The sequence below is a fragment of the Nitrosomonas sp. Nm132 genome, from assembly GCF_900100485.1.
In the GTDB taxonomy this organism is placed as follows: Bacteria; Pseudomonadota; Gammaproteobacteria; order Burkholderiales; family Nitrosomonadaceae; genus Nitrosomonas.
In genome coordinates, this window is record NZ_FNDH01000001.1 from 172,689 (window position 1) to 185,816 (window position 13,128).

At 44.3% G+C, this 13,128-nt stretch carries 13 protein-coding genes and 2 pseudogenes; 9 read left to right on the forward strand and 6 right to left on the reverse strand.

Annotated elements, in window-relative coordinates:
- Positions 1-87: 87 nt before the first annotated feature.
- Positions 88-971, forward strand: a pseudogene (locus tag BLP80_RS00730) (IS630 family transposase).
- Between the two features lie 25 nt (positions 972-996).
- Here the strand turns inward: BLP80_RS00730 and BLP80_RS00735 are convergent.
- The 5 genes and pseudogenes from BLP80_RS00735 to BLP80_RS00755 form a co-directional block, all read right to left on the reverse strand.
- Positions 997-1,755: an ankyrin repeat domain-containing protein gene (locus BLP80_RS00735; RefSeq protein ID WP_090539140.1), complete on the reverse strand. Its 759-nt coding sequence runs from the start codon at positions 1,753-1,755 to the stop codon at positions 997-999.
- 96 nt (positions 1,756-1,851) lie between these two features.
- Positions 1,852-2,973, reverse strand: a complete 1,122-nt coding sequence (locus BLP80_RS00740) for a deoxyguanosinetriphosphate triphosphohydrolase (protein ID WP_090539141.1) — start codon at positions 2,971-2,973, stop codon at positions 1,852-1,854.
- Positions 2,966-4,066 (reverse strand): 3-dehydroquinate synthase, encoded by a 1,101-nt coding sequence (aroB, locus tag BLP80_RS16035; protein ID WP_256324898.1) that lies wholly within the window; start codon positions 4,064-4,066, stop codon positions 2,966-2,968. The genes BLP80_RS00740 and aroB overlap by 8 nt, the downstream gene beginning before the upstream one ends.
- 51 nt (positions 4,067-4,117) lie before the next feature.
- Positions 4,118-4,759: a shikimate kinase gene (locus BLP80_RS16040; protein WP_371128794.1), complete on the reverse strand. Its 642-nt coding sequence runs from the start codon at positions 4,757-4,759 to the stop codon at positions 4,118-4,120.
- Positions 4,760-4,796: 37 nt separating this feature from the next.
- A pseudogene (locus BLP80_RS00755) lies at positions 4,797-4,987 on the reverse strand (efflux RND transporter permease subunit); the annotation flags it as partial.
- A 296-nt stretch (positions 4,988-5,283) separates the two neighbouring features.
- Here BLP80_RS00755 and iscR point away from each other — a divergent pair.
- The 8 genes from iscR to BLP80_RS00795 are packed head-to-tail and all read left to right on the forward strand — an operon-like array spanning position 5,284 to position 12,031.
- Positions 5,284-5,751 (forward strand): Fe-S cluster assembly transcriptional regulator IscR, encoded by a 468-nt coding sequence (gene iscR / locus BLP80_RS00760; protein ID WP_090539146.1) that lies wholly within the window; start codon positions 5,284-5,286, stop codon positions 5,749-5,751.
- 33 nt (positions 5,752-5,784) lie between these two features.
- Positions 5,785-6,138, forward strand: coding sequence for a HesB/IscA family protein (locus BLP80_RS00765; protein WP_090539149.1), 354 nt, complete (start codon positions 5,785-5,787; stop codon positions 6,136-6,138).
- 2 nt (positions 6,139-6,140) lie between these two features.
- The gene (gene sufB, locus BLP80_RS00770; RefSeq protein WP_090539151.1) at positions 6,141-7,577 is read left to right on the forward strand and encodes a Fe-S cluster assembly protein SufB; all 1,437 of its coding nucleotides are present in this window, start codon (positions 6,141-6,143) and stop codon (positions 7,575-7,577) included.
- Positions 7,574-8,371: a Fe-S cluster assembly ATPase SufC gene (gene sufC, locus BLP80_RS00775; RefSeq protein WP_090539153.1), complete on the forward strand. Its 798-nt coding sequence runs from the start codon at positions 7,574-7,576 to the stop codon at positions 8,369-8,371. The genes sufB and sufC overlap by 4 nt, the downstream gene beginning before the upstream one ends.
- Positions 8,368-9,669, forward strand: coding sequence for a Fe-S cluster assembly protein SufD (gene sufD, locus BLP80_RS00780; protein ID WP_090539155.1), 1,302 nt, complete (start codon positions 8,368-8,370; stop codon positions 9,667-9,669). The genes sufC and sufD overlap by 4 nt, the downstream gene beginning before the upstream one ends.
- Positions 9,670-9,672: 3 nt before the next feature.
- A complete protein-coding gene (locus tag BLP80_RS00785; RefSeq protein ID WP_090539157.1) occupies positions 9,673-10,935 on the forward strand; it encodes a cysteine desulfurase in 1,263 nt (420 codons plus the stop codon).
- Entirely contained in the window at positions 10,935-11,417 is a 483-nt protein-coding gene (sufU, locus tag BLP80_RS00790; RefSeq protein WP_090539158.1) for a Fe-S cluster assembly sulfur transfer protein SufU, read from the forward strand. The genes BLP80_RS00785 and sufU overlap by 1 nt, the downstream gene beginning before the upstream one ends.
- Positions 11,418-11,470: 53 nt before the next feature.
- Positions 11,471-12,031 (forward strand): NifU family protein, encoded by a 561-nt coding sequence (locus tag BLP80_RS00795; protein ID WP_090539160.1) that lies wholly within the window; start codon positions 11,471-11,473, stop codon positions 12,029-12,031.
- Between the two features lie 49 nt (positions 12,032-12,080).
- On the opposite strand, the gene BLP80_RS00800 is transcribed toward BLP80_RS00795, so the two are convergent.
- A complete protein-coding gene (locus BLP80_RS00800; protein ID WP_090539162.1) occupies positions 12,081-13,109 on the reverse strand; it encodes an NAD-dependent epimerase/dehydratase family protein in 1,029 nt (342 codons plus the stop codon).
- Positions 13,110-13,128 lie beyond the last annotated feature (19 nt).

Below are 13,128 nucleotides of genomic sequence, written 5' to 3' on the forward strand. Positions count from 1 at the left end.
TCGTTCCGATAATTGATTTGCAAATTTGCGTATGTTTGCCATGACTGTTCGGAGGACAACAACGAAAGTGGAGATGGCGAATGGCGCATGGCAAGAGGAACGAATCGGGCGGATTTGGTATTGCCGGAATCTCATAGACAGATGCTGACCGAATTGAGCGGATCAAGGGCGGCACCTGCACGCGAGGTAGAGCTCGCCAAGATATTGCTGCGATATGCGGAGGGGATTTCGATTTCCGATATCCAGCGGCAGGTTGGTATCTCCCGTCCGACTATATAAATGTATCGACAAGGCGCTTGCTGCGGGCGTTCCTGTGGGCTTGAAAGATACCTTTCACCGCCCCAAGGAGCCGGAGATTCTAGCGGATGCTAAGGCTTGGGTAGTCAGCCTCGCCTGCACCAAGCCAAAGGATCATGGTTTGGCAGCTGAATTGTGGACTCTGTCAGCGCTGATGAGAAGCCCGGCGTGCAAGCGATCGGCCTGACTACCCCAGACCTTCCATCCGTACCCGGCAGGGAAACATCATTGGCGCGAGATTACGCATATGTTCGCTTGGTACCCTGTCCATCCTGGCGGCGCTCGATTTGCATACGGGGGAAATCATCGCCAACGTGGAGTCGAAGCACCGCAGCCGCGAGTTTATTGATCTGCTCAAGCGTTTGGACGCTCATTACCCTGCTGATGACGTTATTCGTGTGGTGCTCGACAATCACTCAGCTCATATTTCCAAGGAAACGATGGCTTATTTGGCGAGCCGTCCGGGGCGTTTCGAATATGTTCATACACCCAAACATGGTTCATGGCTGAATCTTATAGAGTGTGCCTTTTCCAAGACGACTCGTACCTTTCTTCGCCATATTCGGGTCTCGTCAAAGGAAGAACTCAAAGAGCGAATCCTCAAAGGTATTGCGGAGTTTAACGAAATACCGGCTTCATTACGTTGGAGAAAGTTCGATTTGGGGCTTGTTTAATTTGCAATTGTTTTAACGGAACGATCTACTGGTTAGCACCTGCTTTCTGCAGAAGATCAATGGCACCCTTATGATCGTATTTTTTTGCCAGCAATAATGCGGTTGCACCATTTTCTGCCTTAGCATTAATTTCCGCACCCACAGCAAGTAGTGTCATTATTGCTCCCTGATGACCATTTTGTGCGGCCAGCATTAATGCAGTCGCACCATTTCTTGCTTTACTATTCACATGGGCGTTTGCTTGCAGCAAATACTGAATCACGATTTGGTTACCCATTTGTGATGCCAACATGAGCGCTGTAACACCTTTATCTGTCGCTGCATTAACATCAGCATTCATCTCGAGCAATAAGCGCACGATCTCCATGTGATTTCTTTGGGATGCCAGCATCAATGCGGTCATCCCATCGTCAGTAACCGCATTTATATCCGCACCAGCAGCAAGTAACGTTCGTACGACACCTGAACGATCATCTTGTGCCGCCAGCATGAGTACAGTCCGGCCTTGGTCTGCCTTCAAATTTGCGTTCACTCCGGAAGCAAGCAGAAGCTTGACGACACTTTCGTGGCCATTCTGCACCGACTTAACCAATGCCGTCTCTCTATCGCGCATCTCGTGACTTTTCTCAGATTGAGCAAGCAGTTCTTTAACTTGAGATAAGCTACCGCGCGCAGCTGCATTGATCAGATCGCTATTCTCTAAGCTAGCCAATGCATGATTTGAAAGATGCAGCAATCCTATCAGCGCGCATAACGTATATAAGCTATTCTTTGACCAGGGCATTTTTTTGTTTCTCCTTCTCTATATTGAATTCACCCAACGCAGGAACCGAGATCAGTTTTCTAGAATCCTCTGTCACCTACCCAAAAAAAATGACTTTCAATTTTCATTAATGGCAAACAGTCGCTGGTATTCCTTTATTGCAAAACGATCAGTCATGCCTGCGATATAGTCAGCAATAGCCTGATGTCCATATTGAGAAAATTTAATCTGATATGCTACAGGAAGCAGCCGAATATCTGAGTTAAACGCATTGAATAACATTTTAATCGTATTTTGCGCTTTATTACTCATGCGTATTACTTGAAAATGCCGATAAAGATTCTCACGCAAAAAGCTTTTTAATTCCTGCTGCTCCTGCTTTATTATTTCGCTGAATCCAATCAGGCATGGTGCTGATCGCACTGCATCCGGGTCATCTGGCCGCATATTTTCGATATTGATTTTACTTTGTAGCGTTAAATCTATAGCGAGACTATTAATCATGCCACGAATCGTTTCATGAATTAAACGTCGACCGACAATATCGGGGTAGTTTTTTTTCGCCTGGCGCAAATGTCTGGAAAATATCTCCACCTCTTCCAGTTGAACCAAGGTTATCAGGCCAGAACGTAATCCATCGTCCACGTCATGATTATTATACGCAATCTCATCGGCAAGATTGGCAAGCTGCGCTTCCAGAGAAGGTCTTTGGTTGATTAGAAAACGTGCCCCCACTTCACCCAGTTTCTTGGCATTTTTCCTGGAAGCATGCTTGAGAATGCCTTCACGGGTTTCAAAACATAAATTCAAACCATCGAAAGCACCATAACGTTCTTCAAGCACATCAACCACCCTTAAAGACTGCAGATTATGCTCAAAGCCACCATATTCCTTCATGCAATCATTCAAAGCATCCTGCCCTGCGTGGCCAAAAGGCGTGTGCCCCAAATCATGAGCCAGCGCTATCGCTTCAACCAAATCCTCATTCAGCTGTAAATTTCGTGCAATAGAACGTCCAATTTGGGCCACTTCCAGACTATGTGTCAAGCGCGTGCGAAACAAATCTCCTTCATGGTTAACGAACACCTGCGTTTTATACTCGAGTCGCCGGAAAGCTGTTGAATGAATCACGCGATCACGATCACGCTGAAATTCACTTCGACCTGAAGGAGCTGCTTCTTTGATGAGACGTCCGCGCGAATTGGTAGATGATACTGCGTAAGGTGCCAAATCACTCATTTGCCATGCAAGTTAGCAATGTCTCTGTCAGGGTCAATGCGGGCACATCATGACTCATGATCGCCTCACCAATACGCTTTAGCAGAATAAAACGCACTCTCCCTCCCTCTACTTTTTTATCAAGCTTCATCAAGCTCAAGTAATCATCTGGAGAAAGTTTAGGCGCAATGATTGGCAGCCCTGCCATTTGAAATACTCCGCATATGCGCTCGAAATCACTTTCACTGATAAACTCCAGCTGTTTTGACAGCGCTGCCGCCATGATGGTGCCAGCAGCAACCGCTTCCCCGTGCAACCACACACCGTAGCCCATGGCGTTTTCAATTGCATGGCCAAAAGTATGGCCAAGATTGAGTAATGACCGCACGCCACTTTCATGCTCATCAGCGGCAACGATCTCTGCTTTAATCTCGCAACTGCGGCGAATCGCTTTACCCAGAATGTCGGCATCGCGCGCAATCAGCCTGGTCATGTTTTGTTCCAACCATGTAAAAAAATGAGCATCGCGTATTAAACCGTATTTGATCACTTCAGCAATCCCGGCTCGCAGCTCTCTGTCAGGTAGGGTGTTAAGCGTAGCGCTATCCGTCAACACCACTCGGGGTTGATAAAACGCACCTATCATATTCTTACCCAGCGGATGGTTAATGCCTGTCTTACCACCCACCGAAGAATCTACTTGCGCGAGTAATGTAGTGGGAATCTGGATAAAAGGCACACCTCGCAAATAGGCTGCTGCCGCAAACCCCGTCAGATCACCGATCACCCCGCCTCCTAATGCAATGAGCGTAGTTTTTCGCTCACAACGCTGCTCCAGCAAAGCATCAAAAATTAAATTTAATGTTTGCCAATTTTTATGATCCTCACCATCAGGCAGAATAATTGCATTCGAGATGACATCATGCCTCTCGAGCGCAGTACGCAGTCTATCCAGATAAAAAGGGGCCACAGTGGTATTGGTCACAATCGCAACCCGTTTTTGTGGCAAATGGGGCAATAATAAATCCACCCGCTCTAATATCCCATTACCAATGTGGATGGGATAGCTTCGATCCTGTTCAGCAGAAAATAACGCTACTTTAACAGTTTGCATATGATTCATATGAAGTAATTAATCTCAGAGAAAAACTTGGTCAACTGGAATTTATAATTTATCTGATTGATAAACCGCTCCTGTACTTTTTTTCCGATTTACCACCTCAGCCCGGATCTTCTTTAGTTTGAAGAAGAGCAGTTTCCGGGCTAGCCTCTGTACCAGTGAGCGCACCCCTTGTTTTCCGCTATCGACAATAATATGTGCCGTCTCGCGGTACAAGGCATCGCGTTGTGCATGCAACTCTGTTAATCTGGCATGCAGGCCCCCAGCCTGAAGTAACGGCCTGTTTTTATCAGAACGCGTCCTGCGCTGCAATTCATTCACGGACGCACTCAAATAAACCACGATACCATGCTGTTTTAGCAAGGCACGATTGCCAGCACTCAACACTGCCCCTCCACCGGTAGCCAGCACAATATTCTCTGCTTGCACCAGTTCTTGTAGCACCTCTGTTTCACGCCTACGAAACCCAGCTTCCCCTTCAATTTCAAAAATCAAAGGAATCTTAACGCCGGTACGCTGCTGAATTTCATGATCCGAATCGACAAACGTTTTACCCATGTAATTTGCCAGCATTTTACCAATGGTCGTTTTCCCGGCACCCATCATCCCTACAAGAATAACATTTCCCTGTAAGAACTTTACATCATGATTTTTTTTGGCTGTCTTGATTAATTGCATAAGAACCATTGTATCGGAAATATTTCCACCTACGCAGGGATTCCGGTCAGTCCATAAAAAATTTTTCCCATTTCTTCTTTACGGATGACTGATGCCGATTTCCAGCGAGCCAGGAAAAAAATAACGGAACAAAAATAGGCGCAACAAAAGCAGCCAGTATCATTCCACCGATCACCCCTGCCCCATCGATTGCCGTGCAGCTGAGCCCGCCCCAGACACGATCACCAGAGGAATAACCCGAATATTTCATAAATTCGCGTGATGATCACGCAGGATTTTGATTAATAGGAAAGTTTTGAGAAAGAGGGGGGGGTAGTGATTCATACACCCGACTGAGCAAAATCTTTCTTATTAATCAAAAGACAAGTGAGGGCACGTGCCAATTTATGAAATATTCGGGATAACGTGGGGAAGTTGTGCGGGCGCCTTATTATTAACCATTATTATAGTTGACTAGTTCAGTCAGGTATTATATAGTTGACAAAATTGATCAAGTATTACTTATAAACTTTAATTGTACTAAGGAATCTGGTATGAGACTGACAACGAAAGGACGATTCGCAGTGACAGCACTTTTGGATCTTGCGATGCAGCATAGCAACGGGCCCGTCACACTTGCCGATATCAGTCAGCGCCAAAAAATTTCACTGTCATATCTTGAGCAATTGTTTGCAAAATTACGCCAACGTGAACTCGTTGACAGTGTGCGGGGCCCCGGCGGCGGTTATTGCTTAGCTAAGAGTCTAGATCAAGTATCTATAGCGGATATTATTCTTGCTGTCGATGAACCGATCGACAATACGCGATGTGGCGGCAAAGAAAATTGCCTGAATGATGGCAAGTGCATGACTCATGATCTATGGGCAGAGCTCAATGACATTATTTTCAATTATCTTGGTGGCGTAACATTAAAGCGATTGGTTGAGGAGCAAAAACAACGCGAGCAACAACGTGAGCAAGCTGTTGTCAAATTATACGATTTGCGCGAAGCAGCATTTTAGTTTTACTAATTTATAGAGTTATAGAGAGAAATCATGGCGATCACATTGACCGAGCGCGCAGCCAAACAAATCCAGCAACAACTGGCAAAACGCGGTAAGGGATTAGCCTTACGGGTAGGTATAAAAAAATCCGGATGCTCCGGCTTTACTTATATTTTTGATTATGCTGATGAGATGCAAGAAAACGACCAGCTCTTTGAGTCGTATGACGCAAGGATCATCGTGAAACACGATAATCTATCTTATTTCGATGGATCGGAAATCGATTTCGTCAAAGAAGGTCTAAATAGCACATTCAAATTTAATAATCCCAATATTGAAAATGCATGTGGCTGTGGTGAGAGCTTCAGTCTCAAATCATCTGAAGAGTCTAAGGAAAATATATAAAAATGAGTGCTGTACTACAAAATCTTGTAAACCAGCCATACAGGCATGGTTTCGTCACAGAAATAGAATCTGATATTGCACCCAAAGGACTTAACGAAGAAATCATCCGATTGATCTCATCTAAAAAAAATGAGCCTGAATGGCTGCTTGCATTCCGGCTGCAGGCTTATGAAAAATGGCTCAGCATGACGGAGCCGCGATGGCAAAATGTCAAGTATCCAGAAATTGACTTTCAATCAATTAGCTATTACTCGGCACCCAAGCCAAAAAAGAAACTAGCCAGCATGGATGAGGTAGATCCCGAGCTGCTACGTACCTTTGAGAAGTTGGGCGTGCCCATGCATGAACGAGCGGCTCTTGCAGGCGTAGCCGTCGATGTAATTTTTGATAGTGTATCCGTTGCAACGACTTATAAAGAAAAGCTCGCTGAAGTGGGGATTATTTTTTGCTCGATTTCAGAAGCTGTACACACCCATCCAGAACTAGTTAAACAATACCTCGGAACTGTCGTGCCGACTGGCGACAATTTCTATGCAGCTCTTAATTCGGCGGTATTTACCGATGGTTCATTTTGCTTCATCCCCAAAGGTGTCAAATGCCCAATGGATTTGTCGACTTATTTTCGGATCAACACTGAAGGATCGGGGCAATTCGAACGCACACTGATCATTGCTGAAGAAGGCGCTTCTGTTTCCTATCTTGAAGGATGCACCGCACCCCGATTTGATACCAATCAATTGCATGCTGCCGTCGTTGAACTGATTGCACTGGATAATGCCGAAATCAAATACTCGACTGTTCAAAACTGGTATGCAGGTGATGAAAAAGGCGTTGGGGGTATTTATAATTTTGTTACTAAACGTGGCCTGGCAAAAGGAGTTAATTCACGTATCTCTTGGACCCAGGTTGAAACAGGCTCGGCGATTACCTGGAAATATCCTTCCTGCATTTTACGTGGTGACAATTCAGTTGGAGAATTCTATTCGGTTGCTGTCACCAACAATTATCAGCAGGCCGATACGGGCACAAAAATGATTCATATCGGAAGAAATACGCGCAGCACCATTGTCAGCAAAAGTATTTCAGCAGGACATTCCAATAGTAGTTATCGTGGATTGGTAAGAGTTGCACCTACTGCCGAGAATGCTCGTAATTACTCACAATGTGATTCGATGCTCATTGGCGATCAATGCGGCGCCAATACTTTTCCTTATATCCAGGTCAATAACAATAGCGCTAAAGTCGAGCATGAAGCATCCACATCAAAGATTGGCGAAGATCAGCTTTTCTATTTCTTACAGCGCGGCATTGGTGCTGAAGAAGCTGTATCAATGATTATCAATGGATTCTGTAAAGAAGTTTTTCAGCAGTTACCTATGGAGTTTGCGGTTGAAGCAACGAAACTACTCAGTTTTAAATTGGAAGGAAGTGTCGGATGATTGATCAGAACAGTAAAACACTCCTTGAGGTGCGAGGCTTACATGCAAATGTAAGCGGCATTGAGATCCTTAAAGGTGTCGATCTCACAGTCAGAAGTGGGGAAATACATGCAATCATGGGGATCAATGGATCTGGCAAAAGCACATTTGCCAAAATTCTCGCTGGCCACCCTGCTTACGAAGTCACTGCGGGCACTATTATCTTCAACGATCGAAATCTCTTTGATCTTGACCCAGAAGAACGGGCTCGTGCCGGCGTGTTCCTGGCATTTCAATATCCAATTGAAATACCAGGCGTCGCTAATAATCAATTCTTGCGGTTAGCATACAACACGGTTCAATCCCAACGTGGCAAAGAAGAGCTTGATCCTCTTGAATTTGATGATTTTGTGCGAGAAAAAATGAAATTGCTCGAAATGAGCCCAGATTTTCTGGATCGTAGCGTCAATGAGGGATTCTCGGGTGGAGAGAAAAAACGTAATGAAATTTTACAAATGGCATTGCTCGAACCGAAGCTCGCCATTTTGGATGAAACTGATTCGGGGCTTGATATTGATGCGCTCAGGATTGTTGCCAATGGCGTGAACCAGCTTACTAATAAAGATAACGCAACCATTCTGGTTACGCATTACCAGCGCCTGCTTGATTATATTGTGCCTGATTATGTACACGTGATGGAATCTGGGCGGATCATCAAAACAAGCGGTAAAGAACTTGCCAAGGAACTGGAAGCACATGGCTATGATTGGATAAATGCCGATGACGGCTGCAGTACAACAGGAGTACGGGCATGAATACAATGATCAGCAATGGTTATCTTGAAAACCTCATTCGATCATGGCAGAAACCAGCAGCAGCTTCATTATCCTGGTTTGATCAACTGCGTGCAAACGCAATGGATAACGTCAATACGCTCAGGATGCCAACAACTCACGATGAAGAATGGCGTTTTACTGACATTTCGCCCCTTAGTCGCCTGCCTTATCCAGCAGCATATGCTGCACCACAACTGCAATCTTCAGACATTAAACATTGCTATCTCGCAGAAGCTATCTGTCGCCTGGTATTTGTAGACGGTCAATATGCACCTGATCTATCGAATATTTCTAATAATGCAGGTGCTATTATTGGCAATTTATCATCGCTCGTTGCTGCTCATGGCGACACGATCGCTCGCTATCTTGGTCAACTGGCAGAATTTCAGAATGATGTTTTTACAGCATTAAATACTGCCTTTCTTCATGATAGCGCCTGCATCATTATCCCGCAGAACGTGTCAGTAACTACTCCGATTCATTTATTATTCATTACCACACAAAAAGAAATCACCAGCTACCCGCGATGCCTGTTAATTGCCGAATCTGGGAGCAATGCAACGGTTGTTGAGGATTATGTCACCACTGAAGAAGCTGCTTATGTTACTAACTCAGTTGTTGAAATGAATCTTGCTGATACAGCGCATGTCAGCCATATTCGCATACAGCGTGATAACCAGCAGGCCTTCCATATTGGAAATTGCACAGTATCCCTTGCCCAGGCAAGTCAGTATTATTCGGTCAGTATAACGTTGGGAGCTTATATTTCCCGTTATAACCTGAATGTAACATTGGCGGGTGAAGGTGCTGAGTGTACAACAGATGGTTTGGTACTGATTTCTGGGCGACAACTTGCCGATACACATACGTTTATTGATCATGTGAAACCACATGGCAAGAGCCGCCAGCTACATAAATGTATCGTCGATGGTATGGCGCATGGCGTATTTAATGGAAAAATCATGGTGCGCCCACATGCCCAGTTAACGGATTCATCGCAATTAAGCCGCAATCTCCTACTGACTAATAAAGCTCGTATCGACACTAAGCCACAACTTGAAATATTTACTGACGATGTCAAATGCGCGCATGGCGCTACAGTGGGTCAACTCGACAAAGAAGAAATTTTCTACCTAAAGAGTCGCGGCCTCTCTGATTTGACCGCGCGTAATTTGCTAACTTATGCATTTGGTGGTGAGGTTATTGATCGTATTTCAATCTCTTCACTCAAAAGAGAACTCGAAGAAATCGTACTTGCAAGAACACAAATATCCTGAAACATGAAAATTGTTGATGCTTTATTAGACACGAATACTTACCCGACTTCAGGGTTAGCAGCACGATATCGTGCTGATTTTCCCATTCTCAATCTCAAAGTAAACGATAAGCCACTCGTTTATCTGGATAACGCCGCATCGAGTCAAATGCCTCAGTCGGTCATTGATCGTCTAGTGCGATATCAAACAACCCAGCATGCAAATATCCATCGTGCAGTGCATTACCTTTCTGAAGTAGCCACGCTGGAATATGAAGCAGCACGACGTACACTGCAGCACTTCATCAATGCTCGTGAAGAAAGAGAAATCATCTTTACCAGTGGTACGACAGATGCCATTAATCTTGTTATGCATGGCTACGGTCGCAAATTCATCAAGAATGGAGATGAAATCATTCTGACAAACCTAGAACATCACTCAAATATCGTTCCATGGCAAATGCTAGCAGAAGAAAAAGGTGCAACAATCCGTGTCGTGCCTATCAATGACGCAGGCGAGTTATTAGTTGATGAATATGAAAAACTATTCAATTCAAGAACCCGTTTTGTTGCGATAACACATGTATCAAATGCGCTGGGCACAATCAATCCAATTAAAAATATGATTGCTTTCGCACACAAGCAAGGTGTACCGGTTTTGATTGATGGCGCACAAGCTGCTCCCCATCTAAAAATCGATGTACAAGATCTTGATTGTGATTTCTATGCCTTCTCTGCTCACAAATTATGCGGCCCAACAGGAATCGGCATCCTCTATGGCAAAGCCGAGTTGCTGGAATCAATGCAGCCCTTTAAAGGAGGAGGTGATATGATTTCCTCAGTAACTTTTGAGAAAACAACCTATAACATCCTTCCGTATAAATTTGAGGCAGGCACTCCTCCTATTGCCGCCGCAATCGGCTTCGGTGCCGCAATAGATTACCTATCGAAGATTGGGCTGGATGCAATTGCAGCTTATGAGCATGATCTGCTCACTTACGCAACCGAGCAGATCGAGACTATTCCCGGTGTTCATATTATTGGTCATACACGTACGAAAGTTGCTGTCTTATCATTTACCATTGATGGTGTTCACCCTCATGATGTGGGAACACTGCTTAATCAAGAAGGAATCGCTATACGCACGGGTCACCATTGTGCACAACCCATTATGCAGCGCTTCAGAATACCTGCTACATCACGTGCTTCATTTGCTTTTTATAATACCAAAAAAGAGGCTGATGCCTTGGTAGCAAGTATTCACTCTGTACAAAAGGTTTTTTCATAATGAATCTAAAATCAATTTATCAGGAAGTTATCCTCGATCATAATCGTAAGCCACGTAACTATGGCACGCTTGACAATGCAAACCATCACGCTGTAGGACACAATCCTCTTTGTGGTGATCGTATCGATCTTGCGCTTCACATGGAAGAGGAACACATTGATCGTATTGCATTTCATGGAGAATCTTGTGCAATATGCAAAGCCTCCGCTTCAATGATGACAACTGTTGTCAAAGGGAAGTCACGAATAGAGGCAGAAACAGTGATCAAAGAATTTCGAGAGATGGTGATTGGCAATCTTGATCTTTCGGGACCTCACCACCTGGGAAGACTTGCTGTATTTGCTGGCGTACGTGATTTACCCACGCGAGTCAAATGTGCAATTCTGCCGTGGCATACCTTGCAAGCCGCACTGAATTCTGTCGCCAGCATCTCAACTGAAACGGCCGACGATTCAATTCAGGCCGCCACGGGTCATGCCTAACCAGAAAACGAGTTATATAGCATGAACAGCACTATACAAATAACTAAAACAAAATGCCAAAAATAGCTGAAATAGAGGGCACACCTAACCCAAATGCATTAAAGTTTGTTCTGAAAGAACCCCTTACTTGGGGCATAAGTCATTCATATGACGGTGCCGAGCAGGCAAAAGATGATCCACTAGCATCAGCCTTATTCGAAATAGATCATGTTACCAACGTGTTTTATGTCGACCGGTGGATCACTATCACTCAAGATGGTGAGGCTGACTGGCAAGATCTCGCACGTGCTGTTGCCGACCCGATCCGTGCAGCACCTGCAGCCAATGCTCAGTCCGCTGAGACAGTAGCAGCAGCAAATGAAATATTGGCTGGCTTAAACCCAGAAGACCAAAAGCGACTTGAGCGCATCAATATATTGCTGGATGAGGAAGTGCGTCCTTACTTACAAAATGATGGCGGAGATCTTCATATCCTAGGTCTTGAGGGAAATGTTTTAAAGATCCATTATCAAGGCGCATGTGGTACTTGCCCCAGCTCCATTTCCGGAACACTTAGAGGTATTGAGCGGCTTCTGAGAACAATAGAGCCAGATATTGAACTTATTTCTGCATAAGATATCTTTTTCCCGCACTACCCCCCACTAAAACCATAAGCAGACCTATTTATGAGAGATGCAATACATACCAATCCATCGCTTCTCTGAGTCCTTGATCAATACGATGCGTTGGTTCATAACCCAGGAATTCGTGCGCTTTAGAAATATCCGCTTGGGAATGACGAACATCTCCCTTACGAAAAGCAATATAGGTGGGTTGATGATTATGTAAATGCGGAAATTTATCGATGAGTAATTCACACATCATCGTATAAAGCTGGTTTAGACTGGTACGCTCATTAAGTGCGATATTGTAGACTTGATTGATCGCTTTGGGTTCATTGGTCAAAGCAGCCAGCAAATTAGCTTGAATCACATTTTCTATAAAACAAAAATCTCGGCTAGTTTCACCATCACCATTAACATAAAGCTCTTTATTTCTGATCAATGCAGCAATCCATTGGGGAATCACTGCTGCATAAGCACCATTGGGATCTTGTTTTGGGCCAAAGATATTAAAATAACGGAGTCCTATTGATTGGGTACCATAACAGCGGTTGAACACATCAGCATAAAGCTCATTCACATATTTAGTTACTGCGTAGGGGGAGAGTGGTTGACCAATAATCGACTCCACTTTGGGTAAATTTGGATGATCACCGTACGTGGAACTCGACGCAGCATAAACAAAACGTTTAATGCCTGTATCACGTGAGGCCACTAGCATATTTAGAAAACCTGAAATATTATTTTCATTGGATAGAATCGGATTTTCAATTGAACGTGGCACAGATCCCAAGGCAGCATGATGCAAAACAAAATCGATATCCCTGCAAGCCTCTAGACAATCTTGTAAACGACGAATATCTCCCTGAATAAACTTGAAATTTAGCCAGGCATTTTGTCCCACTGCCGCCTTTACCTGATCAAGATTATGCTGATAACCCGTTGAAAAATTGTCTAATCCAACTACTTTCTGATTTAGTCTAAGCAAGGCTTCCAGTAAATTGGAACCAATAAAGCCGGCAACACCTGTAATGAGCCAGCAGTATGGATTATTTTTTAAAGTTTGCTGAATCTGCTGGTAATTTGTCATATTTTAATAATAGCGTATT